General features: G+C 70.8%; 20 protein-coding genes. 13 read left to right on the plus strand and 7 right to left on the minus strand.

Translation table 11 applies throughout. The annotated features are described in order from the left end of the window. Nucleotides 1-459 precede the first annotated feature (459 nt). The 3 genes from AB0M87_RS05760 to AB0M87_RS05770 all read left to right on the plus strand — a co-directional run bounded on the left by AB0M87_RS05760 (nt 460) and on the right by AB0M87_RS05770 (nt 3311). Nucleotides 460-657: a MerR family transcriptional regulator gene (locus tag AB0M87_RS05760; RefSeq protein WP_365850411.1), complete on the plus strand. Its 198-nt coding sequence runs from the start codon at nt 460-462 to the stop codon at nt 655-657. A gap of 140 nt (nt 658-797) precedes the next feature. Further along, the gene (locus tag AB0M87_RS05765) at nt 798-1043 is read left to right on the plus strand and encodes a cation transporter (protein WP_365850412.1); all 246 of its coding nucleotides are present in this window, start codon (nt 798-800) and stop codon (nt 1041-1043) included. 6 nt (nt 1044-1049) lie between these two features. Next, nucleotides 1050-3311: a heavy metal translocating P-type ATPase gene (locus AB0M87_RS05770; RefSeq protein WP_365850414.1), complete on the plus strand. Its 2262-nt coding sequence runs from the start codon at nt 1050-1052 to the stop codon at nt 3309-3311. 360 nt (nt 3312-3671) lie between these two features. On the opposite strand, the gene AB0M87_RS05775 is transcribed toward AB0M87_RS05770, so the two are convergent. Together AB0M87_RS05775 and AB0M87_RS05780 are read right to left on the minus strand one after the other, a co-directional pair. Further along, on the minus strand, nt 3672-4961 hold the full coding sequence (locus tag AB0M87_RS05775; RefSeq protein WP_365850416.1) for a citrate synthase: 1290 nt from the start codon (nt 4959-4961) through the stop codon (nt 3672-3674). Nucleotides 4962-5091: 130 nt separating this feature from the next. Next, entirely contained in the window at nt 5092-7365 is a 2274-nt protein-coding gene (locus AB0M87_RS05780) for an ATP-dependent RecD-like DNA helicase (RefSeq protein ID WP_365850417.1), read from the minus strand. A gap of 198 nt (nt 7366-7563) precedes the next feature. Here AB0M87_RS05780 and AB0M87_RS05785 point away from each other — a divergent pair, with 198 nt between their 5' ends. The 7 genes from AB0M87_RS05785 to gap all read left to right on the plus strand — a co-directional run bounded on the left by AB0M87_RS05785 (nt 7564) and on the right by gap (nt 15714). Further along, complete coding sequence (locus AB0M87_RS05785) at nt 7564-8601, plus strand: LacI family DNA-binding transcriptional regulator (protein WP_365850419.1); 1038 nt, start codon at nt 7564-7566, stop codon at nt 8599-8601. Beyond that, nucleotides 8598-10136 carry a sugar ABC transporter ATP-binding protein gene (locus AB0M87_RS05790; protein ID WP_365850420.1) on the plus strand — a complete coding sequence of 513 codons (1539 nt, stop codon included), beginning with the start codon at nt 8598-8600 and terminating at the stop codon, nt 10134-10136. The genes AB0M87_RS05785 and AB0M87_RS05790 overlap by 4 nt, the downstream gene beginning before the upstream one ends. Then, nucleotides 10133-12091, plus strand: coding sequence for a substrate-binding domain-containing protein (locus AB0M87_RS05795; RefSeq protein WP_365850421.1), 1959 nt, complete (start codon nt 10133-10135; stop codon nt 12089-12091). The genes AB0M87_RS05790 and AB0M87_RS05795 overlap by 4 nt, the downstream gene beginning before the upstream one ends. Nucleotides 12092-12137: 46 nt before the next feature. Continuing rightward, nucleotides 12138-13043, plus strand: coding sequence for a ribokinase (locus AB0M87_RS05800; protein WP_365850422.1), 906 nt, complete (start codon nt 12138-12140; stop codon nt 13041-13043). After that, the gene (rbsD, locus tag AB0M87_RS05805) at nt 13040-13429 is read left to right on the plus strand and encodes a D-ribose pyranase (RefSeq protein WP_365850424.1); all 390 of its coding nucleotides are present in this window, start codon (nt 13040-13042) and stop codon (nt 13427-13429) included. The genes AB0M87_RS05800 and rbsD overlap by 4 nt, the downstream gene beginning before the upstream one ends. A 220-nt stretch (nt 13430-13649) precedes the next feature. Continuing rightward, nucleotides 13650-14606: a helix-turn-helix domain-containing protein gene (locus AB0M87_RS05810; protein ID WP_365850425.1), complete on the plus strand. Its 957-nt coding sequence runs from the start codon at nt 13650-13652 to the stop codon at nt 14604-14606. Nucleotides 14607-14715: 109 nt separating this feature from the next. After that, on the plus strand, nt 14716-15714 hold the full coding sequence (gene gap / locus AB0M87_RS05815) for a type I glyceraldehyde-3-phosphate dehydrogenase (protein WP_365850426.1): 999 nt from the start codon (nt 14716-14718) through the stop codon (nt 15712-15714). Between the two features lie 37 nt (nt 15715-15751). Here the strand turns inward: gap and AB0M87_RS05820 are convergent, their stop codons facing one another. Genes AB0M87_RS05820 through AB0M87_RS05830 form a run of 3 tightly spaced genes read right to left on the minus strand, consistent with a single transcriptional unit; the run spans nt 15752 to nt 18896 of the window. Next, nucleotides 15752-16549, minus strand: a complete 798-nt coding sequence (locus AB0M87_RS05820) for a sugar phosphate isomerase/epimerase family protein (RefSeq protein ID WP_365850960.1) — start codon at nt 16547-16549, stop codon at nt 15752-15754. A gap of 35 nt (nt 16550-16584) precedes the next feature. Beyond that, entirely contained in the window at nt 16585-17748 is a 1164-nt protein-coding gene (locus tag AB0M87_RS05825) for a dihydrodipicolinate synthase family protein (RefSeq protein WP_365850428.1), read from the minus strand. Further along, nucleotides 17745-18896 (minus strand): Gfo/Idh/MocA family oxidoreductase, encoded by a 1152-nt coding sequence (locus AB0M87_RS05830; protein WP_365850429.1) that lies wholly within the window; start codon nt 18894-18896, stop codon nt 17745-17747. Before AB0M87_RS05830 ends, AB0M87_RS05825 begins: the two co-directional genes overlap by 4 nt. Before the next feature lie 130 nt (nt 18897-19026). On the opposite strand from AB0M87_RS05830, the gene AB0M87_RS05835 reads away from it, so the two are divergent. From AB0M87_RS05835 to AB0M87_RS05845, 3 genes are all read left to right on the plus strand, one after another. Then, a complete protein-coding gene (locus tag AB0M87_RS05835; RefSeq protein WP_365850431.1) occupies nt 19027-20118 on the plus strand; it encodes a LacI family DNA-binding transcriptional regulator in 1092 nt (363 codons plus the stop codon). Between the two features lie 187 nt (nt 20119-20305). Next, complete coding sequence (locus AB0M87_RS05840; RefSeq protein WP_365850432.1) at nt 20306-21103, plus strand: sugar phosphate isomerase/epimerase family protein; 798 nt, start codon at nt 20306-20308, stop codon at nt 21101-21103. A 146-nt stretch (nt 21104-21249) separates the two neighbouring features. Then, complete coding sequence (locus AB0M87_RS05845; RefSeq protein ID WP_365850434.1) at nt 21250-23079, plus strand: glycoside hydrolase family 3 protein; 1830 nt, start codon at nt 21250-21252, stop codon at nt 23077-23079. Nucleotides 23080-23247: 168 nt separating this feature from the next. Here AB0M87_RS05845 and AB0M87_RS05850 read toward each other — a convergent pair whose 3' ends face one another. Both AB0M87_RS05850 and AB0M87_RS05855 read right to left on the minus strand, forming a co-directional pair. Then, a complete protein-coding gene (locus AB0M87_RS05850; protein WP_365850436.1) occupies nt 23248-24672 on the minus strand; it encodes a S28 family serine protease in 1425 nt (474 codons plus the stop codon). A 111-nt stretch (nt 24673-24783) separates the two neighbouring features. Further along, nucleotides 24784-25194, minus strand: a complete 411-nt coding sequence (locus AB0M87_RS05855; protein WP_365850438.1) for a hypothetical protein — start codon at nt 25192-25194, stop codon at nt 24784-24786. Between the last annotated feature and the right edge of the window lie 162 nt (nt 25195-25356).

The following is a 25356-nucleotide window of genomic DNA, read 5'->3' on the forward strand; positions in this document are numbered from 1 at the left end:
CCTGGGCCGGGATGACCGCCTCGCAGCCGGCGGATGCAGCCGCGCGGCCGGCAGCGCGTCCACCCCGGCCGCGGAGTGCCAGGTCAACTCGATGAAGCAGCCGGGGAGACCGGCGACCCTGAAGGCTTCAGGAGTTCCCTCGTCGACGAACAGCTTCGCGCCGGCCAACGCCATGCCGGTAAGAACCGAACTCGCAGAGGCCGCGTAGGCCGCTCCGTGGAACAGGAAGTGGTTGCAGCCCGTTAGGGCCCATGTGCCGCTCGCGTCACAGTGGTTGCCACGCGGTCACGCATGTCCGCGTTACGCGTGCTTTCCGTCACAGGAGATCAACAGGCCCTTGCCGCGCCTCTTCGCCCCTCGTTGTCCGGGGACAGGCTGATTGATCACCAATGCGCGCACCGCGACTCCCCCGACGGCCGCCAGGCCGGCTGTCGCGGTCGGCGCAGGGAGGTGCTGAACATGACCGACCGAAGGCTCTGGTCGTACAAGGACATCGCCGCGCACATCCGGGTCCAGCCGGACACCGTCCGCTCGTACCGCAAGCACGGCCTGCTGCCGCCGCCCGATCAGGTGGAGCACGGAAAGCCGTACTGGTACGCGGAGACCATCCGGGTCTGGGTGTCGCGCAGGCCCAGCAACCGCGGCCGGGATCGCTGACCGGCCGACGTGCGTGTGGGTCTCGGCTCGCATCCGTACCCCCTGGGGGTATACCGTGGACGGAGTCGGAGGGTTCCCCGGCGTTCCCGGGGTTCCCTCACGCACCATGGTTCACGTACATCTGCGCAGAGGAGAGCGACATGACCGCCGAGGCCCGGACCTCCGAGAGCAACGCCGTCACCACCGTCTACCAGGTGACCGGCATGACCTGCGGTCACTGCGAGGGCGCGGTGGCCGGCGAGATCGGCGAGCTGCCGGGCGTCAGCTCCGTGCAGGCCGTCGCGGCCACCGGACAGGTGACCGTGGCCTCCGCGGCCCCGCTGGACGAGCAGGCCGTCCGGGCCGCGGTCGACGAGGCCGGTTACGAGCTCACGGGCCGGGCCTGAGCCACCATGACCGGCGCAGTGGACACCGGCACCGTCGGAACCGACACGGTCGGGAGCAGCACGGTCGAGCTCTCGGTCGGCGGGATGACCTGCGCCTCGTGCGCGGCCCGCATCGAGAAGAAGCTCAACCGCATGGACGGGGTCGAGGCCACCGTCAACTACGCCACCGAGAAGGCGAAGGTCTCCTTCGGTGACGGCATACAGGTCGCCGATCTGATCGCCACCGTGGTGAAGACCGGCTACACGGCCGAGGAACCGGCCCCACCGGCTCCGGCCGCCGCAGCCACCCCGGACGGACAGCCGGAGCCGGCCGCCGACCCGGTGCTGGGCGCGCTGCGGCAGCGGGTACTGGTCTCCGCGGTGCTCAGCCTGCCGGTGGTCGTGCTGGCGATGATCCCCTCGCTGCAGTTCGACAACTGGCAGTGGCTTTCCCTGGCGCTGGCCGCGCCCGTCACGGTGTGGGGCGCGCTGCCCTTCCACCGGGCCGCCTGGACGAATCTGCGGCACGGCGCGGCCACCATGGACACCCTGGTCTCGCTGGGCACGCTCGCCGCGTTCCTCTGGTCGCTGTGGGCGCTGTTCTTCGGCGACGCGGGGATGCCGGGGATGCGGCACGGCTTCAGCTGGACCGCGTCCCCCACCGACGGCACGTCGACGATCTATCTCGAGGTCGCCGCGGGAGTCGTCACGTTCATCCTGCTCGGCCGCTATCTGGAGGCGCGTTCCAAGCGCAGTGCGGGCGCCGCCCTGCGGGCCATGCTCGAACTGGGCGCCAAGGACGTCTCGGTGCTGCGCGGCGGCACGGAGGTCCGCATGCCGGCCGACCGGCTGGCGGTGGGCGACCGCTTCGTGGTGCGCCCGGGCGAGAAGATCGCCACCGACGGACTGGTGGTCGAGGGCACGTCCGCGGTGGACGCCTCGATGCTCACCGGCGAGTCCCTGCCGGTGGACACCGGGCCGGGAGACACCGTCGCCGGAGGCTGTGTGAGCGCTTCCGGCCGGATCGTCGTGGAGGCGACCCGGGTCGGCGCGGACACCCAACTGGCCAGGATGGCCCGCCTGGTGGAGGACGCGCAGAACGGCAAGGCCCAGGTGCAGCGGCTCGCCGACCGGGTTGCCGCCGTCTTCGTACCGGTCGTGCTGCTGATCTCGCTGGGCACGCTGGCCGGCTGGCTGCTGGCCTCCGGCGATCTCACCGCGGCGTTCACCGCGGCCGTCGCGGTACTGGTCATCGCCTGCCCGTGTGCGCTGGGTCTGGCGACCCCGACCGCTCTGATGGTCGGCACCGGCCGGGGCGCCCAGCTGGGCATCCTGATCAAGGGCCCCGAGGTGCTCGAGTCGACGCAGCGGGTGGACACCGTCGTACTGGACAAGACCGGCACGATCACCACCGGGCGCATGCGACTCCAGGAGGTGCACACCTTCGGGGACACCGACGAGAAGGAGCTGCTGCGGCTCGCAGGCGCCCTGGAGCACGCCTCGGGCCATCCGGTGGCCCTGGCCGTCGCCGCGGCCGCACAGGAGCACACAGGGGATCTGCCGGCGCCGGAAGGGTTCGAGGACGTACCCGGACTCGGGGTGCGCGGCACCGTCGACGGACATCAGGTGCTGGCCGGACGGGCGAAGCTGCTGACCGATGCGGGTATCGGACTGCCCGAGGCACCCGCGGAAGCCGCCGGACGCACCACGGTGGCCGTCGCCTGGGACGGGCGGGCCCGGGGCCTGCTGACGGTCGCCGACGCCGTCCGGGAGACCAGCGCCGAGGCCGTGCGGAGGCTGCGCGCGCTGGGCCTCACACCGGTCCTGCTGACGGGCGACAACCGGACGGTCGCCGATGCGGTGGCGGCCGAAGTGGGCATCGAGAGGGTCCACGCCGAGGTGCTGCCCGAGGACAAGGCCGAGGTGATCAGAGGTCTGCAGGCGGAGGGCCGGCGGGTCGCGATGGTCGGCGACGGGGTGAACGACGCGGCCGCCCTGGCGACCGCTGATCTGGGGCTCGCGATGGGCACCGGCACCGACGCCGCCATCGAAGCCGGTGACCTCACGCTGGTTCGTGGAGATCTGCTGACGGCCGCCGACGCCATCCGGCTCGCCCGCCGGACGCTGGCGATCATCAAGGGCAACCTCTTCTGGGCCTTCGCCTACAACGTCGCGGCCCTGCCGCTGGCCGCTGCCGGGCTGCTCAACCCCATGACCGCCGGTTTCGCCATGGCGTTCTCTTCGGTGTTCGTAGTGACAAACAGCCTGAGATTGCGTACCTTCACATGACGTTCACAACGAGACATGGATCACGTGCTTCATGGGGTAACCATTCCGGCGCACCGAGTGTCTAAGTGAACGATGCCAAGGATGTCTTGGGGGACGTCCGACGGAATGTCTTGGGGGACGTTCCGTGGCAAGCGTTGGCCGGGGCACGTGCCACGGAGAGCTTTGAGCGGCCCTCCCGTCGTGTACGTACCCCGGCAGAGCGCGGCATGGGCACTTCTGTGCCCACCAGACGCCCGGAGCGGATCCCGTGGGGGGAATCCGACCGGGGAATGGGAAGCGCCCCGTACGTCGACCCGTGGGGGGATCGGCGGCGGGGCGCTTTTCTGTCGGTGGGCGCGACCGTGCGGAGTCGCGCCGGTGTCAGCGGTCTTCGACCGGGGTGAAGTCGCGCAGGACCTCACCGGTGTAGATCTGGCGCGGACGGCCGATACGGCTGCCCGGCTCCTTGATCATCTCGTGCCACTGGGCGATCCAGCCGGGAAGCCGGCCGATGGCGAACAGCACGGTGAACATCTCGGTCGGGAAGCCCATCGCCCGGTAGATCAGGCCGGTGTAGAAGTCGACGTTCGGGTAGAGCTTCCGCTCGACGAAGTAGTCGTCGGCCAGCGCGTGCTCCTCGAGCTTCAGCGCGATGTCGAGCAGCTCGTCGTCCTTGCCGAGGGCCGAGAGGACATCGTGCGCCGCCGCCTTGATGATCTTCGCCCGGGGGTCGAAGTTCTTGTAGACGCGGTGCCCGAAGCCCATCAGCTTCACGCCGTCTTCCTTGTTCTTCACCTTGCGGATGAAGGTGTCGACGTCGCCGCCGGCCTGCTTGATGCCCTCGAGCATCTCCAGCACCGACTGGTTGGCGCCGCCGTGCAGCGGGCCCCACAGCGCGCTGATGCCCGCGGAGATCGAGGCGAACATGTTGGCCTGCGAGGAGCCGACCAGACGCACGGTGGAGGTCGAGCAGTTCTGCTCGTGGTCCGCGTGCAGGATCAGCAGCTTGTCCAGCGCCGATACGACGACCGGGTCCGGCACGTACTCCTGCGAGGGGACCGAGAAGGTCATCCGCAGGAAGTTCTCGACGTAGCCCAGGTCGTTGCGCGGGTAGACGAACGGGTGGCCGATCGACTTCTTGTACGCGTAGGCCGCGATGGTCGGCAGCTTGGCGATCAGGCGGATCGTCGAGAGATGCCGCTGCTGCTCGTCGAAGGGGTTGTGACTGTCCTGGTAGAACGTGGACAGCGCGCTGACCACCGACGACAGCATGGCCATCGGGTGCGCGTCACGCGGGAAGCCGTCGAAGAACCGCTTGACGTCCTCGTGCAGCAGGGTGTGCTGGGTGATCTCGTTCTTGAAGGTCGAAATCTCGTCGACCTTGGGGAGCTCGCCGTTGATCAGCAGATATGCCGTCTCGAGGAAGCTCGACTGCTCGGCCAGCTGCTCGATCGGGTACCCGCGGTAACGCAGGATGCCCTGCTCGCCGTCGAGGTAGGTGATCGCGGATTTATAGGCGGCCGTATTGCCGTATCCGCTGTCCAGCGTCACCAGACCGGTCTGGGCGCGTAGCTTCCCGATGTCGAAGCCCTTGTCGCCGACGGTGCTGTCGATCACCGGGTAGGTGTACTCGCCATCGCCGTACCGCAGTACTACAGAGTTGTCGCTCACGTCATCCCTCACCGACGGTAGTGCCTCTTCTTCGAGGTGCCCTGACTGTCTCTACCATCCCCCACTTGGCTCAGCAGAGTGCACTCGGGGTCGCCCATTGGGCTAATCGGCGGCACTCAGTGCCGCCAACCTATTCATCCTGCCTTCTCGGTCCCGGTTCCGAAAGCCCGGGTGATGTTTCCCACCGCGGCGGCTCCGATCGCCCTCCGGCCAGTCTGTGGTCCAGTGCGGTAAAGCGCCTGCCCGCGGAGACCGTGCGCACCGCCTGTCCGATGGCCTTGCGGGAGCCCACCAGGACCACCAGCTTCCTGGCCCGGGTGACCGCCGTGTAGAGCAGGTTGCGCTGGAGCATCATCCAGGCGCCGGTGGTGACCGGAATGACCACCGCCGGGTACTCGCTGCCCTGCGAGCGGTGGATGGTCACCGCGTAGGCGTGCGCCAGCTCGTCCAACTCGTCGAAGTCGTAGGGTACTTCCTCGTCCTCGTCGGTGAGCACGGTGAGCTTCTGCTCGTCCGGGTCGAGCGCGGTGACCACGCCGACCGTGCCGTTGAAGACGCCGTTCGCCCCTTTGTCATAGTTGTTTCTGATCTGCGTGACCTTGTCGCCGACCCGGAAGACCCGGCCACCGAACCGCTTCTCGGGCAGGCCGGGGCGAGCAGGTGTGATCGCCTGCTGGAGCAGCCCGTTGAGCGTCCCCGCGCCGGCCGGACCGCGGTGCATGGGTGCCAGCACCTGGATGTCCCGGCGCGGGTCGAGGCCGAACTTCTGCGGGATGCGGCGGGCCGCCACGTCGACGGTGAGCTTTCCGGCCTCCTCCGTCTCGTCCTCGACGAAGAGGAAGAAGTCCGGCAGCCCCTGAGTGAGGGGGTGGCTGCCGGAGTTGATCCGGTGCGCGTTGGTGACCACCCCGGACTGCTGGGCCTGGCGGAAGATCCGGGTGAGCCGCACCCGCGGCACCGGTCCTCCGGCGACCAGCAGATCGCGCAGCACCTCCCCCGCGCCGACCGAGGGCAACTGGTCCACATCGCCGACCAGCAGCAGATGCGCGCCCGGGACCACCGCCTTGACCAGCTTGTTGGCGAGCAGCAGGTCCAGCATGGACGCCTCGTCGACCACCACCAGGTCCGCGTCGAGCGGGCGGTCCCGGTCGTACGCCGCGTCACCGCCCGGCTTCAGCTCCAGCAGCCGGTGCACCGTGGAGGCGTCCGCCCCGGTCAGCTCGGCCAGCCGTTTGGCGGCCCGCCCGGTGGGGGCCGCCAGCACCACCTTGGCCTTCTTGACGCGGGCCAGCTCGACCACCGAGCGGACCGTGAAGGACTTTCCGCAGCCGGGGCCCCCGGTGAGCACGGCGACCTTCTCGGTCAGCGCCAGGCGGACCGCCGCCTGCTGCTCCGGGGCCAGCTCGGCGCCGGTCCGTGCGGCGAGCCAGGACAGCGCCGTGTCCCAGTCGACGTCCCGGAAGGCCGGCATCCGGTCCTCCTCGGTGCGCAGCAGCCGCAACAGCTGGGCGGAGAGCGAGAGTTCGGCCCGGTGGAAGGGCACCAGATAGACGGCGGTGACCCACTCCTCGCCGCCCTCCGGTCCCGGCACCCGCTCCCTGACGACGCCCTCCTCGGCGGCCAGTTCGGCGAGGCAGTCGATGACCAGCCCGGTGTCGACCTGCAGGAGCTTCACCGCCTCCGCGATCAGCTGCTCCTCCGGGAGAAAGCAGTGCCCCTGCTCGGTGGACTGGGACAGCGCGTACTGCAGGCCGGCCTTCACCCGTTCCGGGGAGTCGTGCGGGATGCCGACGGCCTGGGCGATGCGGTCGGCGGTCAGGAAGCCGATGCCCCACACGTCGGCGGCCAGCCGGTAGGGCTCGTTCCTCACCACGGAGATCGACGCGTCGCCGTACTTCTTGTAGATGCGCACGGCGATGGAGGTGGAGACCCCGACCCCCTGCAGGAAGATCATCACTTCCTTGATCGCCTTCTGTTCCTCCCAGGCCGCGCCGATCAGCTTCGTACGCTTCGGGCCGAGGCCCGGAACCTCGATGAGACGCTTGGGCTCCTGTTCGATGACATCGAGCGTGTCCAGGCCGAAGTGCGTGGTGATCCGGTCGGCCATGACGGGACCGATGCCCTTGATCAGTCCGGAACCGAGGTAGCGGCGGATGCCCTGGATCGTGGCGGGCAGGATCGTCGTGTAGTTCTCCACCGTGAACTGCTTGCCGTACTGGGAGTGCGAGCCCCAGCGGCCCTCCATGCGCAGCGACTCGCCGGGCTGGGCACCGAGCAGCGAGCCGACGACGGTAAGCAGGTCACTGCCCCGGCCGGTGTCGACGCGGGCGACGGTGTAGCCGTTCTCCTCGTTGGCGTAGGTGATCCGCTCCAGGACACCTTCCAGCACTGCCATGTTCGACATGAGCCGACGCTACCGCCCGGCACCGACAACCCGTACCCCGCCTCCGCCGCGCCCCCGGAAGCCGGACCCGCTCCATCACGATCGCGTCACGGCCGGCCCGTACCCCCTTGACCGCCGCCCGTGTAATCGATTCCAATCAGCAATGTAATCGATTCCATGAGGCATCGGTTCCATGGCCCACAAGGAGGTGGTCCTGCGATGGCGAGCATCAAGGACGTCGCAGCCGGTGCGGGGGTATCCGTTGCCACGGTGTCCCGCGCCCTGAACGGCCATCCGTCGGTCCGCCCCGGCACCCGCGCCCGGGTGCTGGCCACCGTCGAGGCCCTCGGCTACCGGCCCAACGCGGTCGCCCGGTCGCTGCGCACCGACCGGACCCGGACGCTCGGTCTGGTCATCAGCGACGTCCTGAACCCGTACTTCACCGAGCTGGCCCGCTCCGTGGAGGACGAGGCCCGGGCGCACGGCTTCAGCGTCATCATCGGCAACGCCGACGAGCAGCCCGCCCAGCAGGACCATCACATCCGCACGCTGCTCGACCGGCGCATCGACGGGCTCCTGGTCAGCCCGACCGACGGTGGCTCCCCGCTGATGGTGGACACGGCCGGCTCCGGTACCCCCATGGTCTTCGTGGACCGCTGGATCCCGGGCCTGGACGTGCCGGTCGTACGGTCCGACGGGCGCGCGGCGGTTCGTGAACTGGTCGCCCACCTGCACGGTCTCGGCCACCGCAGGCTCGCCATCATCGCCGGACCGGCCACCACGACCACCGGTAACGAGCGCATCGAGGCCTTCCGCGACGCGCTCCGGGGGTACGGACTGCCGCTGCCCGACGCCTACATCGGGCACGGCGACTTCCAGGCCGACAGCGGTCGCCGGGAGACCAACCGCTTCCTCGCCCTCCCCGAACCACCCGACGTGGTGTTCGCCGCCGACAACCTCATGACACTCGGTGCCATGGACGCGATCCGCGGTCACGGACTGCGTATCCCGCACGACATCGCGCTGGCGGCCTTCGACGACATCCCGTGGTTCGTCCACACGGACCCGGCGATCACCGCGATCGCCCAACCGACCGGCGAACTCGGCAGGGCCGCCGTCCGGGCGCTGATCGACCGGCTGGAGGGCAGGGAACCGCAGTCCGCCATCCTGCCCGCCCGGCTGGTGATCAGACGCTCCTGCGGCGAACCCGAACCCCCGCGGCCGACGGCCGACACGACGAACAGGAGCGACCGGTGAGCAACCCCGACGAGTTGCTGCGCATCGAAGCCATCCGCAAGACCTTCCCCGGTGTGGTCGCGCTCGACAGCGTCGACTTCGACCTGCGCCGCGGCGAGGTGCACGTCCTGCTCGGTGAGAACGGCGCGGGCAAGAGCACCCTGATCAAGATGCTCTCCGGCGCCTACCGCCCGGACAGCGGCCGGATCTTCGCCGAGGGGCGCGAGGTCCGCATCCACGGCGCGCAGGACGCCGAACGCCTCGGAATCGCCACCATCTACCAGGAGTTCAACCTGGTGCCGGACCTGACGGTCGCCGAGAACATCTTCCTCGGCCGGCAGCCGCGGCGCTTCGGCATGATCGACCGCGGCCGGATGGAGGCGGACGCCCAGGACCTGCTGCGCCGGGTCGGGGTCGACGTGTCGCCGCGTACCAAGGTGCGCGAACTGGGCATCGCCCGGCTGCAGATGGTGGAGATCGCGAAGGCGCTGAGTCTGCGGGCCCGCGTCCTGATCATGGACGAACCGACCGCCGTGCTCACCTCGGGCGAGGTGGAGAAGCTCTTCGCGCTCGTCCGCACGCTGCGCGACGACGGCGTCGGCATCGTCTTCATCACCCACCACCTGGAGGAGATCGCCGCACTCGGCGACCGGGTCACCGTGCTGCGCGACGGCCGCAGCATCGACCAGGTGCCCGCCTCCACCCCGGAGAACGAACTCGTCCGGCTGATGGTCGGCCGCTCCATCGAGCAGCAGTTCCCGCGGCAACGCCCGGAAACCGGCGAGCCGTTGCTCGCGGTGCGCGGGCTGAGCCGGAACGGGCACTTCCACGACGTCAGCTTCGAGGTGCGGGCCGGTGAGGTGGTCGGCCTGGCCGGTCTCGTCGGCGCCGGACGCACCGAGGTCGCCCGCGCCGTCTTCGGCGCCGACCCCTACGACTCCGGCACCGTCGCCGTCACCGGCAGGCAGCTCCCCGGGCACGACGTGAACGCCGCGATGGGTGCCGGCATCGGCCTGGTCCCCGAGGACCGCAAGGGCCAGGGCCTGCTGCTCGCGGCCTCGGTCCAGGAGAACCTCGGCCTGGTCACCCTGCGTTCCGCCACCCGCGGCGGCCTGGTCGACCTCAAGGGCCAGCAGGCCGCGGCCGCGCGCATCGCCGAACAGCTCGGCGTCCGGATGGCCGGGCTCGGCCAGCAGGTGGGCACCCTGTCCGGCGGCAACCAGCAGAAGGTCGTCATCGGCAAGTGGCTGCTCGCCGACACCCGGGTACTGATCCTCGACGAGCCGACCCGGGGGATCGACGTCGGCGCCAAGGTGGAGATCTACCAGCTGATCAACGAGCTGACGGCCTCCGGACACGCGGTCCTGATGATCTCCAGCGATCTCCCCGAGGTGCTCGGCATGAGCGACCGGGTGCTGGTGATGGCCCAGGGCCGGATCGCCGGCGAACTCGCCGCCCAGGAAGCAACCCAGGACGCGGTGATGGCACTCGCCGTCACCACATCCGTCCCGACCACACCCACCACTGAAGCGAAGGAAGCAGAGGGCCTCCAGTGACCACTGACACGCTCAAGGGCTCAACGGGCGCGAGTGGCGCCTCGGCGGTCCGCCGCATTCTGCTCGACAACGGCGCGCTCAGCGCCCTGGTGGTCCTGGTGGTGGCGATGTCGCTGCTCTCCGGCGACTTCCTCACCACCCAGAACCTGCTCAACGTCGGTGTACAGGCCGCGGTCACCGCGATCCTGGCGTTCGGCGTCACCTTCGTCATCGTCTCGGCGGGCATCGACCTCTCGGTCGGCTCGGTGGCCGCGCTCTCCGCGACCGTACTGGCCTGGACGGCGACCTCCGAGGGGCTGCCGATCTGGCTGGCGGTGATCTTCGCCATCGGTACCGGCATCGCCTGCGGGCTGGTCAACGGCGCGCTCATCTCGTACGGCAAACTCCCGCCGTTCATCGCGACGCTGGCCATGCTGTCGATCGGCCGCGGACTCTCCCTGGTCATCTCGCAGGGCTCCCCGATCGCCTTCCCCTCCTCGGTCTCCTCGCTCGGTGACACCCTCGGCGGCTGGCTGCCGGTGCCGGTGATCGTGATGATCGTGATGGGTCTGCTCACCGCGCTGGTGCTGTCCCGTACGTACATCGGCCGCTCGATGTACGCCATCGGCGGCAACGAGGAGGCCGCCCGGCTCTCCGGGCTGCGGGTCAAGCGGCAGAAGCTCGCCATCTACGCGCTCTCCGGGCTCTTCGCCGCCGCCGCGGGCATCGTCCTCGCCGCCCGGCTGTCCTCCGCGCAGCCACAGGCGGCCAACGGGTACGAACTCGACGCGATCGCCGCGGTCGTCATCGGCGGCGCCAGCCTCTCCGGCGGCGTCGGCAAGGCGTCCGGCACGCTGATCGGTGCGCTGATCCTCGCTGTGCTGCGCAATGGCCTCAACCTCCTGTCGGTGTCCGCCTTCTGGCAGCAGGTCGTGATCGGCGTCGTCATCGCGCTGGCGGTCCTGCTGGACACCCTGCGCCGCCGCGCCGGCACCGGCACCGGCCCCTCCGCAGCGGCGGGCACCGGCTCGCCGGGCGGCAAGCGGCCACAAGTGATCAAGGCCGGAGTCGCCGTGGTCTGTGTGGCGGCCGTGGTGGCCGCCGTGTCGTTCTTCAACAACTCGGGCTCGTCCGGCACCCGGCTCAAGGTCGGCCTGTCCCTGTCCACCATGAACAACCCGTTCTTCGTGCAGATGAAGGCGGGCGCCCAGCAGGAGGCCAAGGCCGAGGGTCTCGACCTGACCGTCACCGACGCCCAGAACGACGCCTCCCAGCAGGCCAACCAGATACAGAACTTCACCAGCTCGGGCATCAAGGCGATCATCATCAACCCGGTGGACTCGGACGCGTCCGGTCCCTCGGTGCGGGCCGCCAACAAGGCGGACATCCCGGTGGTCGCCGCCGACCGCGGCGTCAACAAGGCCGATGTCGCCGCCCTGGTCGCCTCCGACAACATCGCGGGCGGCAAGCTCGCAGCGAAGACGCTGGCCGAGAAGCTCGGCGGGAAGGGCCGGATCGTCGAACTGCAGGGCACCGCGGGCACTTCCGCGGCCCGGGAGCGCGAGCAGGGCTTCGCCGCAGGCATCAAGGCCTACCCCGGCATCAAGGTGGTCGCCAGCCAGCCCGCCGACTTCGACCGCACCAAGGGCCTCGACGTCATGACCAACATGCTGCAGGCCAACCACGGCGTCACCGGTGTCTTCGCCGCGAACGACGAGATGGCGCTCGGCGCGATCAAGGCGCTCGGCAGCAAGGCCGGCACGTCCGTCCAGGTGATCGGTTTCGACGGGACGCCCGACGGGTTCAAGGCGGTCAAGGCCGGCACCCTGTACGCCTCGGTCGCCCAGCAGCCCGCGGAGCTCGGCAAGCTCGCCGTGCGGAACGCGGTGCGGGCCGCGCACGGCAAGACGGTGCCCAAGGCGGTGAAGGTGCCGGTCAAGGTCGTCACCAGCAAGAACGTCGCCGCCTTCTCCTGACCGACGCCCTGACCGACGCACTTTCTTCCCGGAAAGCAGGACAGACATGTACGACTACGACCTGCTGGTCGTAGGGTCGGCCAACGCCGACCTGGTGATCGGCGTCGAGCGCAGGCCCGCGGCCGGCGAGACGGTGCTCGGCTCCGATCTGGCCGTCCACCCCGGCGGCAAGGGAGCCAACCAGGCGGCAGCCGCCGCCCGGCTGGGCGCCAGGAGCGCGCTGCTCGCCCGGATCGGGGACGACGCCCACGGCCGGCTGCTGCTCGACGCGCAGCGGGCGGCCGGTGCGGACACCGTCGGCATGCTGGTCGGCGACGCGCCCACCGGCGTGGCGCTGATCACCGTCGATCCCTCGGGCGACAACAGCATCGTGGTCTCCCCCGGCGCCAACTCCCGGCTCACCCCGGCCGACGTCCGCGCGGCGGGCAGCCTGCTCGCCGCGTCCCGGGTGGTGTCCGCGCAGCTGGAGATCCCGCTGGAGACCGTCGTCGAGGTGGTCCGCACCCGGCCGCCCGGCACCCGTTTCGTGCTGAACCCCTCCCCGCCCGTGCCGCTGCCCACCGAGTTGCTCGCCGCCTGCGACCCGCTGGTGGTCAACGAGCACGAGGCCCGGGTGCTGCTCGGCCCGTCCGCCGGACCAGGACCCGAGGACTGGGCGGCCGCGCTGCTCGGTCTCGGCCCGCGCTCGGTGGTGATCACCCTGGGAGCCGATGGGGCGCTGGTCGCCGCATCCGGCCCCGGCACCGTCTCGCGGGTACCGAGCCCCCGGGTCGACGCGGTGGACACGACCGGCGCGGGCGATGCCTTCACCGCAGCGCTGGCCTGGCGTCTCGGCCAGGGCGACGAGCTCGTGGAGGCGGCCGCATTCGCCGCACGGGTGGGCGCCACCGCGGTCACCGCGGCGGGCGCGCAGGAGTCGTATCCGACCGCCGGAGAGGTCGTCGCCGGATGAAGAAGTCCGGAATCCTCAACCGTCATCTCGCCGGGGCGCTGGCCGAACTGGGTCACGGCGACGGCGTACTGGTCTGCGACGCCGGGATGCCCGTCCCGGACGGCCCACGCCTGGTGGACCTGGCCTTCCGGGCCGGTGTGCCGTCGTTCGCCGAAGTCCTCGACGGACTGCTGGCCGAACTGGTGGTGGAAGGTGCGACGGCCGCGCGCGAGGTCCTGGACGCGAACCCCGCTACCGCTGGGCTGCTGGGCGGATGCTTTCCCACTCTGGAGCTGGTCCCGCACGAGGAACTGAAATCCCGATCGGTGGGGGCGCGGCTGGTGGTACGGACGGGTGAGGCCCGACCGTACGCCAATGTGCTGCTGCGGTGCGGCGTCTTCTTCTGAGCAGACGTCCCGTCGCCATGGCGTGGGGCCCGGTCCGTGGACCGGGCCCCACCGCATTCCCCCCCTCAGCGCTTCCCGTATCCCCCCGGGTACGGCCCCCCTGAAGCCCTGGTGAGGTGTACGACTGCGGTCACTCAGGAAAGGTTGTACGGATTCCGGGAGATGTATCCGGGCGCAGCGCCCAAATGACCCGGCCCACGCCCCCTCGTACCCTGTTTCCGTGCCGTCCTCCCACCCGCATCGCGTCGCCGTCCTCGTGCTCGAGGGTGCGAAGCCCCTCGATGTCGGCATTCCCGCTCAGGTGTTCACGACCCGGGCGAGCATGCCGTACGAAGTGCGGGTATGCGGCGCGGCACCCGGACTCGTCACCGGTGGCGACGGCCTCTCCTATCACGTCACCCACGGCCTCGACACGCTCACCTGGGCCGACATCGTCTTCATCCCCGGTTACCGGTTCCCGGACCGCAACGACCCGCCCCCGGCCGTCGTCGACGCGCTGATCGCCGCCCACCATGCGGGCGCGCGGCTCGCCGCCATCTCGACGGGCGCCTTCGCACTCGCCGCCACCGGTCTGCTCGACGGCAAGCGCGCCACGACCCACTGGCATTACTCGCGTGCGCTCAGCGCGAAGCATCCGCTCGTCCGGGTCGACGAGAACGTGCTGTTCGTCGACGAGGGCAGCGTACTGACGTCGGCCGGCGCCGCCTCGGGCATCGACCTGTGCCTGCACATTCTGCGCGGCGACCTCGGCGTGGCCCCGTCGAACCACGCGGCCCGGCGCCTGGTCGCTGCTCCCTACCGCAGCGGCGGTCAGGCGCAGTACGTGCCGCGCAGCGTGCCCGAGCCGCTCGGCGAGCGGTTCGCCGCCACCCGCGAGTGGGCGCTGCACCGGCTCGGCGAGCCGCTCACCCTCACGGTGCTCGCCCGGCATGCGGCGGTCTCGCCGCGCACCTTCTCGCGGCGCTTCGTGGAGGACACCGGATACACGCCGATGCAGTGGGTCATGCGCGCCCGGATCGACATGGCCCGTGAGCTGCTCGAGCGTTCCGGGCGGAGCGTCGAGCAGATCGCCGACGACATCGGTCTCGGCACCGGCGCGAATCTGCGGCTGCACTTCCAGCGCGTCCTCAACACCACGCCGAGCGAGTACCGGCGCACTTTCGCACAGGGCGACTAGGACCCAGCCCGCCACCGCGTGGCACGATCCTTGCGAACCCTGGCGATCAGGCCGCTGTCAGGGGCGGACACCGCCCGCGAACCTGGTGGTGAACCGAAGGGACACCCTCATGACTCGCATCGCCGTCAACGGATTCGGCCGCATCGGACGCAACGTGCTGCGCGCACTGCTCGAACGCGACAGTGACCTCGAGGTCGTCGCCGTCAACGACCTCACGGAGCCCGCCACCCTCGCACGACTGCTCGCCTACGACACGACGGCCGGCCGGCTCGGTCGCCCGGTGACCGTCGAGGCGGACACCCTCGTCGTCGACGGCCGCCACATCAAGGTGCTCGCCGAACGCGACCCGGCACAGCTGCCCTGGGCCGCACTCGGCGTCGACGTCGTGCTCGAGGCGACCGGCCGCTTCACCTCGGCCAAGTCCGCCCGCGCCCATCTCGACGCGGGCGCGCAGAAGGTACTCGTCAGTGCGCCGTCGGACGGCGCCGACGTCACGCTCGCGTTCGGCGTCAACACCGACGCGTACGACCCGGCCCTGCACAGCATCGTCTCGAACGCCTCCTGCACCACCAACGCGCTCGCGCCGCTGGCAGCAGTCCTTGACGAACTCGCCGGCATCGAGCACGGCTTCATGACGACGGTGCACGCCTACACGCAGGAGCAGAACCTGCAGGACGGCCCGCACCGCGACGCCCGCCGGGCCCGCGCCGCCGCTGAGAACATCGTGCCGACCACGACGGGCGCCGCCAAGGCGATCGGCGTCGTGCTGCCGCAGCTGGACGGCAAGCTGTCGGGCGACTCGATCCGCGTGCCGATCCCGGTGGGCTCGATCGTCGAACTCAATACAACCGTCGCCCGCGACGTGACCCGCGAGGACGTGCTGGCGGCGTACCGCACCGCGGCGGAAGGACCACTCGCCGGCATCCTCGAGTACTCGGACGACCCGCTCGTGTCGTCCGACATCACCGGCAATCCGGCCTCGTCGATCTTCGACTCGGCCCTCACCCGCGTCGACGGCCGCCACATCAAGGTGGTGGCCTGGTACGACAACGAGTGGGGCTTCTCCAACCGAGTGATCGACACACTCGAACTCCTCGCCACCCGCTGACCGAGCGGTTGCGCCGTCGGCCGGTGCTCGTCGTCCTTCAGAGCGCGTGCAGCGCGAACCGCTCGGCGGTCTCCCGCAACACCTCCACCCCGTCCCGCGCCCACAGCGCCTCGTTGAACAGCTCGACCTCGATCGGTCCGCGGTACCCCGCCGCGTCCACCCGCTCGCGCCACTCCCGCATATCGACCGCCCCGTCGCCGATCTGGCCGCGGCCGTTCAGTACGCCGGCCGGCAACGGGGTGGTCCAGTCGGCGAGCTGGAAGGTGCAGATCCGGCCGGCCTCGCCTGCCCGCACGACCTCCGCCGGGGCCCGGTCGTCCCACCAGATGTGGTACGTGTCGACGGCCACCCCCACCTGCGCGGCGGGGAAGCGTTCGGCCAGGTCGAGGGCCTGGGTGAGGGTGGAGACGACGCAGCGGTCGGCGGCGAACATGGGGTGCAGGGGTTCGATCGCCAGGCGCACGCCGTGGTCGGCCGCGTACGGGCCCAGCTCGGCCAGGGCGTCGGCGATGCGTTCCCGGGCGCCGTGCAGGTCCTTCGAGCCGGCCGGGAGCCCGCCGGAGACCAGGACCAGGGTGTCCGTGCCGAGCGTCGCCGCCTCGTCGACGGCCGCGCGGTTGTCGGCCAGCGCGGCGGCCCGCCCGGCCGGGTCGATCGCGGTGAGGAAGCCACCGCGGCACAGCGTGGTGACGGTCAGCCCGGCGTCCCGAACCAGCTTGGCGGCCGAGGTGACCCCGTACTGCTGCACCGGCTCCCGCCACAGGCCGACGCCGGGCACGCCCAGCTCCTGGCAGGCGGCGGTGAGTTCGGGCAGCGACAGTTGCTTGACGGTCATCTGGTTGATGCTGAAGCGGGAGCGGTCTGCGGTGCTCACTGGTCGACTCCGTACACGTTCAGGAGGGAGGTCATACGGCGCCGGGCGAGCGCCGGGTCGGGGAACAGGCCCAGGCCGTCGGCCAGTTCGTAGGCCCGCGCCAGGTGCGGCAGGGAGCGCGCCGACTGGAGTCCGCCGACCATGGTGAAGTGCGACTGGTGGCCGGCCAGCCAGGCGAGGAGGACCACGCCGGTCTTGTAGAAGCGGGTCGGTTTCTGGAAGAGGTGGCGGGACAGCTCGACCGTGGGGTCGAGCAGGGCGCGGAAGCCCTGCCGGTCGCCGGTGTCCAGGACGCGTACCGCCTCGGCGGCGAGCGGTCCCAGCGGGTCGAAGATGCCGAGCAGCGCGTGGCTGAAGCCGCGGTCGTCGCCCGCGATCAGTTCGGGGTAGTTGAAGTCGTCGCCGGTGTAGCAGAGCACCCCGTCGGGGAGGCGGCGGCGGAGGTCGACCTCGCGTTCGGCGTCCAGCAGCGACACCTTGATGCCGTCGACCTTGTCCGGGTGGGCCTTGATGACCTCCAGGAAGGTCTCCGTCGCGGCGTCCAGGCCGGCCGAGCCCCAGTAGCCGTCCAGTGCCGGGTCGAACATCGGGCCGAGCCAGTGCAGGATGACCGGCTCGGCGCACTGGCGCAGCAGGTGCCCGTAGACCTCCAGATAGTCCTCGGGGCTCTTCGCGGCGGCCGCCAGCGCCCTCGATGCCATCAGGATCGCCTGGGCGCCGGTCTCCTCGACGAGGGCCAGCTGGTCCTCGTACGCCTCGACGACCTGGTGCAGGGTCACCTCGCCGGGCGGCAACTGGTCGGTGCCGACGCCGCAGGCGATGGCGCCGCCCACCGCAACGGCCTCGGCGGCGGACCGGCGGATCAGCTCGGCGGCGCCCGGCCAGTCCAGACCCATGCCGCGCTGCGCAGTGTCCATCGCCTCCGCCACGCCGAGGCCGTGCGACCAGAGGTGGTGGCGGAAGGCGAGGGTGGCGTCCCAGTCGACGGCGGCCGGGGCGTCCGGTGAGACGTCGGCGTAGGGGTCGGCGACGACGTGCGCCGCGGAGAAGACCGTACGGGAGGCGAGTGGGGCGCCGCCGTCAGAGGCGAAAGCGGCGGGCTCGGTGCGCGGCTGGTAGCGGTACGTACCGCCCCCCGCGCGTGGCAGCAGGATCGTCACAGCCTGATCTCCGGAACGTCGAGTCGGCGGCCCTCGGCGGACGACTGCAGCCCCAGCTCGGCGAGCTGCACACCGCGCGCACCGGCCAGCAGGTCCCAGTGGTAGGGCTCGTCCAGTGCGATGTGGCGCAGGAAGAGCTCCCACTGGACCTTGAAGCCATTGCCGAAGTCGCCGTTGTCCGGGACCTCCTGCCACTGCTCGCGGAAGGCGTGGGTGGCGGGCAGATCCGGGTTCCAGACCGGCTTGGGAGTCGTGCTCCGGTGCTGGATACGGCAGTTGCGCAGACCGGCGACGGCGGACCCCTCCGTGCCGTCGACCTGGAATTCGACCAGTTCGTCGCGGTTGACCCGGACCGTCCAGGAGGAGTTGATCTGGGCGATCGCACCGCCCTCGAGCTGGAAGATGCCGTAGGCGGCGTCGTCGGCGGTGGCGTCGTACGGCTTGAGCTGTTCGTCCCAGCGCTGCGGGATGTGGGTGGCGGTCAGCGCCTGTACGGAGGTGACGCGGCCGAAGAGCTCGTGCAGGACGTACTCCCAGTGCGGGAACATGTCGACGACGATGCCGCCGCCGTCCTCGGCGCGGTAGTTCCAGGAGGGGCGCTGGGCGTCCTGCCAGTCCCCCTCGAAGACCCAGTAGCCGAACTCACCCCGGACGGAGAGGATCTTCCCGAAGAAGCCCCCGTCGATCAGCCGCTTGAGCTTCAGCAGGCCCGGCAGGAAGAGCTTGTCCTGGACCACGCCGTGCTTGATCCCGGCCGCGTCCGCCAGCCTGGCCAGTTCCAGGGCGCCGGCCAGTCCGGTGGCGGTCGGCTTCTCGGTGTAGATGTGCTTTCCGGCCGCGATGGCCTTCCGCAGGGCCTCCTCGCGGGCCGACGTGACCTGTGCGTCGAAGTAGACGTCGAGGTCCGGATCGGCGAGCACCGCGTCCAGGTCGGTGGACCAGCGTTCCAGGCCGTGCTTCGCCGCCATCGCCTGCAGCGCGTGCTCGCGGCGGCCGACCAGCACGATTTCCGGCCACAGCACCGTGCCGTCGCCGAGGTCGAGGCCGCCCTCCTCGCGCAGGGCGAGGAGGGAACGGACCAGATGCTGCCGGTATCCCATCCGGCCGGTTACGCCGTTCATGGCGATCCGCACTGTCTTACGCGTCACGAAAGTTCCTCCATACAGCGATAGCAAGCGCTTTCTAACCCGTATGAAGCTAACCTGCGCACACCGGCCCCGACAAGAGGCCGCGCAGACGCGCGACCGAGACGGGCAGCGAAGTGTCACGGAGGCAGACATGACAGCGACCCTCGCGGATGTGGCGGCCCGTGCCCGGGTCTCCCCGGCGACGGTGTCCCGGGTGCTCAACGGCAACTACCCCGTCGCGGCATCCACCAGAGACCGGGTGCTGCGGGCCGTGGACGAGCTCGACTACGTCCTGAACGGGCAGGCGAGTTCGCTCGCCGCCGCCACGTCCGACCTGGTCGGCATCCTGGTCAACGACATCGCCGACCCGTTCTTCGGGATCATGGCGAGCGCGGCCCAGTCCGAGATCGGCGGCCAGGAGGGCACCGGACGCGGCGGCGGCGAGAAGCTGGCCGTCGTGTGCAACACGGGAGGCTCGCCGGAGCGCGAACTCACCTACCTGACCCTCCTGCAGCGCCAGCGCGCCGCCGCCGTCGTGCTGACCGGAGGCGCGCTCGAGGACCCCGGGCACAGCGCGGCGGTCTCGGCGAAGCTGGCGCGGCTGGCCGATGCGGGCACCCGGGTGGTGCTGTGCGGCCGGCCGCCGCTTCCGGGCGTCGAGTCGGTGGCCACCACGCTGACCTTCGACAACCGGGGCGGCGGGCAGCGCCTCACCGAGCATCTGCTGTCGCTGGGCCACCGGCGGATCGGCTATGTCGCGGGCCCGGTGGAGCGCACCACGACCCGCCACCGGCTCGAGGGCCACCGCGCCGCACTGGCCGCAGTGGGACTGGCCGAAAAGGGTCTGGCGGGCGGCGGCCCGGACGTTACGCAGGACCAGCTGACGGTGCACGGCGGCTACGACCGCGGTTCCGGCTACCGGGCCACCCTGGAACTCCTGCACAGGGAGCCCTCGTTGACGGCCGTGGTGGCGGCGAACGACACGGTGGCGCTCGGCGCCTGCGCGGCGCTGCGCGAGCGAGGGCTGCGGATTCCCGAGGACGTCTCGGTGGCCGGCTTCGACGACCTGCCGTTCTCGGTGGACGTGGTCCCCGCGCTCACCACGGTACGGCTGCCGCTGTACGAGGCGGGGGCGCGGGCCGGACGCCTCGCGATGGGCCGGGAGGCGCCCCCGGAGGGGGGCGTCGCCATGGTGCGCGCAGAGTTGACGGCACGGGCCTCCACGGCGGCGCCTCGGCAGTGACCCGCGCCGGGCTCGTCTCCCGTACTGGTCGGGCGGTGGCGTCCTCGTCTCGGGGTACGCGGCCGTAGGGCACGCCACGCCCCGGCCTCGGCGTACCGGATCCGCCCGGGCCCACGGGTCACACTCGTCGCCGGGGAAGAACCACCTCGTACGAAACCGCACGACGTCGCTGGAAAGGACCACCGCGTTGAAGTTCGCTTTCTCCACCCTCGGGGTGCCAGGTATCACCGTCCAGGATGCGGTGCGGCTCGCGGCCGGCACCGGCTACCAGGGGGTCGAGCTGCGCGCGCACCCCGAGGAGGCTCTGCACCCCGGCAGCACCCTGCGTGAACGGCAGGCGGCCGCCGAGGAGTTCGCTCGCGGCGGGGTCGAGATCCTGGGTGTCGCCGGGTACGCAAGGGTCGCCGCCCCGGGCGACGACAAGGAGATCGAGGGCGAGATCGCCGAGCTGGTCTTCCTCGCCGCCGATCTCGGCGCCCCGTTCGTCCGGGTCTTCCCCGGCGGTGGCGACCAGGACCCGGCGGAGGCCGACGCGGCCGCCGCCCGGCGGCTGGGGGTGGCCGCCGAACTCGCCGCCGACAAGGGGGTGCGGATCCTGCTGGAGACGCACGACTCGCATCGCACCGGCGCCGACGCGGCCCGCATCCTCGGCCCGGTCGGACACCGGAACGTCGGTGCGCTCTGGGACGTGATGCACACCTGGCTGGGCGGCGAGACCCCGGCCGCCAGCCATGCGGTCCTCGCCCCGCACCTCGGCTACGCCCAGGTCAAGGACATCGCATCGGCGGAGGACACCACCCCGCTCGCGCTGGGCGCCGGTGTGCTGCCGCTCGCGGAGTGCGTGCGGCTGCTCGACTCGGCGGACGGGTGGCTGTGCTGGGAGTACGAGAAACGCTGGTACCCGCAGGCAGCCGAGCTGCCCGGGCAACTGGCGCAGGGCCGGGACTTCCTGGAGCGACTCACCGGAGGCCCGGCAGCGCGGTGAGCGCGAGGAGCAGGACGCGCCGGGCGGCGGCATCTTTCTGCGTGTCGTTCTGCCCGCACCCTTGACCTGGCAGTAACTTCCCGGATATCCGTGCTCATTGGAAGTTTCCTTCAATTCCTTGCGCAGCATGGCCGGAAGGAGCACCAGTGCACTACCGCACGTCCAGACGCTCCCTGCTCACCGCTACCGCCGCAGTGGCCGCAACAGCGGCCACCGGCACCACGGCCGACGCCGACCCACGCAGCCGGGATCACGACCACGGACAGGGCCGCGACCGGCAGCTCAAAAAGCTCATCGCACACATGAGCATCGAGGAGAAGATCGGCCAGCTCTTCGTGATGCGGGTGTACGGGCACTCGGCGACCGACCCGGACCAGGCCGACATCGACGCCAACCTCACCGACCTGGGGGTGCGTGACGCCGCCGAACTGATCGCCAAGTACCACGTCGGCGGCATCATCTACTTCACCTGGGCGCACAACACCCGTGACCCGCACCAGATCGCCGGCCTCTCCAACGGCATCCAGCGGGCCGGGCTCGCCCAACCCACCCCGGTACCCCTGCTGATCGCCACCGACCAGGAACACGGCATCGTCTGCCGGGTCGGCTACCCCGCCACCCTCTTCCCCGGCGCGATGGCACTCGGCGCGGGCGGCTCCCGCGACGACGCCTACCTGGTGGGCCGGATCGCGGGCAGCGAACTGGACGCCATCGGCATCCGGCAGAACTACTCACCGGACGCCGACGTCAACGTCAACCCGGCCAACCCGGTCATCGGCGTGCGGTCCTTCGGCTCGGAACCCGGCGCGGTGGCCCGGATGGTCGCCGCCGAGGTGCAGGGCTACCAGAGCTCCCGGATCGCCTCCACCGCCAAGCACTTCCCCGGCCACGGCGACACCGCCGTCGACAGCCACACCGGTATCCCGGTCATCACCCACACCCGCGAGGAGTGGGAGCGCATCGACGCGCCGCCGTTCAGAGCGGCGATCGCCGCCGGGATCGACTCGATCATGACGGCGCACATCCAGTTCCCCGCCCTGGACCCGAGCAACGACCCGGCCACCCTCTCGCGTCCCATCCTCACCGGCATCCTGCGCGAGGAGCTGGGCTATCGGGGCGTGGTGATCACCGATTCGCTGGGCATGCAGGGCGTGCGGGACAAGTACGGCGACGACCGGGTCCCGGTGCTCGCGCTCAAGGCCGGCGTCGACCAGTTGCTGAACCCGCCGGACCTCGCCACCGCGTGGAACGGGGTGCTCTCCGCCGTACGGAGCGGGGAGATCACCGAGGAGCGCCTCGACGAGTCGATTCTGCGGGTGCTGCAGCTCAAGGAGCGGCGCGGTCTCCTGCAGCGTCCCTATGTGGATGCCCGCCGGATCGACCGGACCGTCGGCACCCGCTCCCATCTGGCCACCGCGGACAGGATCGCCGAGCGGACCACCACCCTGCTGGTGAACCGAGCCGCACTGCTCCCGCTGTCCCCGCGCCGCCGGACGAACCTGCTGGTGACCGGCGCCGACCCGGCCTCGCCCTCGGGCACGACCGGGCCACCGACCACGGTGCTCGGCAAGGCGCTGACCGAGCTGGGCTTCGCCGTCACGGTGCTGTCCACCGGCACCAGCCCCACCGCGGAGACGATCGCCGCCGCCGCCGCCGTCGCCGCGGACATGGACGCGGTGATCGTCGGGACGTACAACACCGCCGCGGGTGACCCGCAGGGCCGGCTGGTGGCCGCACTGCTCACGGCCGGCGCTCCCGTGGTGCAGATCGCGATCCGCAACCCGTACGACATCGCCTACCTGCCCGACGTCGGCGCGGCGCTCGCCACCTACAGCTGGACCGATGTCGAGCTCAGGGCCGCGGCGCGGGTGATCGCGGGCCGGGTGGAACCGTGCGGGCGGCTGCCGGTGCCCATCCAGCGCGCCGACGATCCGGCGCAGGTGCTCTATCCGGTCGGCCACGGCCTGTCGTACTGAGGCCTGCCGGGCCTGCCGGTGCCCGCCGGGCCTGCCGGTGCCCGCCGGGCCTGCCGGGCCTGCCGGGCCTGCCGGGCCTGCCGGGCCTGCCGGTGCCCGCCGGGCCTGCCGGGCCTGCCGTCCCCGGTGCGAAGCCCCGGGAGACGGCGGGCACCGGCAGGTGGTGGCTCACGGCCGCAGCGAGGGGCCGCGCTCGACCGTGCTGCGGTCGAGCCGCGCGTCGTAGTCGGCCAGTGGCCGGGCCTTCGCCGGGTCGGAGCGGACCGAAGCCGGGGCGACGCCCGCCCAGGCCAGGATGCGCGCGGTGGCCTTCGCCCTGTCGGCGGGGGCGAGACCGGCGACGTTGGCACCGTGGTTCATGCCGGGCGCGGTGAAGACGTAACTGTCGTCGGCGTGCCGGCCCACGCTGAAGCGCTCGGCGCCCCACGGGTCGTTCTGCCCGTACACGAACAGCATGTGGTGAGCGTGCTGCTTCACCCAGTGGTCCACGTCGTCCATCACGAACGGCTGGAACCGCATCGGGATGGAGCGCGGCACATAGTGCCGGGGCGGCTGGTAGCCGTAGCGGCTCAGCTTGCCCAGCCAGGGCTGCGTGATGTCGGGCGAGCCGAGCTGGGTACCGGCTTGGTAGTAGTACGGCGTGTACGGCTCGAGCCCCTGGTCGGTGTAGAAGGAGAAGCCGGAGATCGTGTCGATGGAGTCCCAGATCGCCTGATCGGTGGCGTGCGGGGCGTCGGCGGGGATGGTGGCGCAGTCGGCGAGCAGGCTGTACTGCCAGAAGCCCCAGATGTAGTCGAGCACCACGGCCTCGTAGGCCTTGTCGAGGCTGCCGACGGTGTGGAACGTGTAGCCGTTGTCCGACGCGTAGGCGGCGTACTTCTTCTCCAGCGGCTTACGCCGGACGAGTGCCTCGCGCTGCACGCCCTCCAGCTTGGCGCGGCACTCCTTGGTGCCGACGGTCTCGAAGAACCGGTCGTACGCCGCGTCCTGCTTGTCGACCACGTCATTGGGCGCGACATACGCGACGACGCCGTCCATGTCGTGGGGGTAGTACCGCTCGTAGTAGGTGGCGGTCATGCCGCCCTTGGAGCCGCCGGTGGTCAGCCAGTTCTTGGAGTAGACCGGCTTCAGCGCCTCGTACAACCGGTGCTGGTCGCTCGCGGCCTGCCAGATGTCCAGCTTCGACCAGTCGGCGGGCTGCGGCCGGGAGGGGGTGAAGTAGCGGTACTCCAGCGACACCTGATTGCCGTCGATGATCCGGGTCGGCTCGCTGCGGCCGGGGGTGGTGGAGACGTTGTAGCCGCCCGTGTAGAAGACGGTGGGCCGGCTGGTGTCCTTGTGCAGCAGCGTGAAGCGCTGCTCGAAGGTTCCCTTCGACGGGTGGTGGTGGTCGATGGGCTGGGCGTACTCGAACACGAAGTAGCGGTAGCCCGTGTAGGGCTTCTCCTCGACCAGGCTCATGCCCGGGATCGCGAGAATCCGGTCCTTGATGTCCGGTGCCGCGGCGGTGGCCGCCCCGGCCGATGCCCCTGCCGCGCTCACCGTGCCTATCAGCACCACAAGCGCGAGCAGCCATCTCAGCGCCTTGCGCATTCGCCCTCCCCTGGGATCACAACCAACGGGTCGCCGCGAACCTACTGGCGCAACGCGCGTCACGCCAGACCCAGTTGACCATGAACCAGACGGGCGGGGCAGCTCAGCGGCTCAGCAGAGGATCCCGCCGGTGGCGGTCTTCTTGCCCGATACGGCGCCCACCGCCCGCACACAGCGGTTCGCCGAACGGACCTTCACCGGGCCCGCCAGACGGGTGAAACGGCCGCTGTCGACGACTGCCCGGGCGCCGCGCGCCTGGAGCGAGACGGACATCTGTCGCCTGCGGCCCGGGGACTTGGCGAGGGTGACGGCGCAGGCGTACTGACCGCTCCGGTACACCTGCAGCGTCCCGGTGGCGAACCGCACGCTCTGCACCCGGTGTCCGGGGCAACCTGATGCGGCGTCGGCGCGCGTGATGCCGGGCCCGGCGAGCGCCAGTGCCAGTGCGGCCACAGCCGTCAGCACCACCGGACCACGCCGCGGTCGGTCGGCTCGTCCGGGCCACAGCCGTCCGTCGAACACTTTTGCTTCCCTCCACCGTATGAACGTACGCAGGTACGGACGCACGGGGCACTCAGCGGGTTGCGCCCGGGCCGGTGCCGCTGGGACTCCGCCCCAGACCCGGCTCCTCGAACTCCCCCGGACTAGGTCCGGGGGAGGCAGCTGGGGGAGATTGAGGACACG

The organism is Streptomyces sp. NPDC051320 (assembly GCF_040682175.1).
Classification (GTDB): Bacteria; Actinomycetota; Actinomycetes; order Streptomycetales; family Streptomycetaceae; genus Streptomyces.

Coding starts and splice junctions, on each gene's coding strand:
- AB0M87_RS05760 (WP_365850411.1), top strand. CDS start 460: ATGACCGACCGAAGGCTCTGGTCGTACAAGGACATCGCCGCGCACATC.
- AB0M87_RS05765 (WP_365850412.1), top strand. CDS start 798: ATGACCGCCGAGGCCCGGACCTCCGAGAGCAACGCCGTCACCACCGTC.
- AB0M87_RS05770 (WP_365850414.1), top strand. CDS start 1,050: ATGACCGGCGCAGTGGACACCGGCACCGTCGGAACCGACACGGTCGGG.
- AB0M87_RS05780 (WP_365850417.1), bottom strand. CDS start 7,365: ATGTCGAACATGGCAGTGCTGGAAGGTGTCCTGGAGCGGATCACCTAC.
- AB0M87_RS05785 (WP_365850419.1), top strand. CDS start 7,564: ATGGCGAGCATCAAGGACGTCGCAGCCGGTGCGGGGGTATCCGTTGCC.
- AB0M87_RS05800 (WP_365850422.1), top strand. CDS start 12,138: ATGTACGACTACGACCTGCTGGTCGTAGGGTCGGCCAACGCCGACCTG.
- rbsD (WP_365850424.1), top strand. CDS start 13,040: ATGAAGAAGTCCGGAATCCTCAACCGTCATCTCGCCGGGGCGCTGGCC.
- gap (WP_365850426.1), top strand. CDS start 14,716: ATGACTCGCATCGCCGTCAACGGATTCGGCCGCATCGGACGCAACGTG.
- AB0M87_RS05820 (WP_365850960.1), bottom strand. CDS start 16,549: ATGACCGTCAAGCAACTGTCGCTGCCCGAACTCACCGCCGCCTGCCAG.
- AB0M87_RS05835 (WP_365850431.1), top strand. CDS start 19,027: ATGACAGCGACCCTCGCGGATGTGGCGGCCCGTGCCCGGGTCTCCCCG.
- AB0M87_RS05850 (WP_365850436.1), bottom strand. CDS start 24,672: ATGCGCAAGGCGCTGAGATGGCTGCTCGCGCTTGTGGTGCTGATAGGC.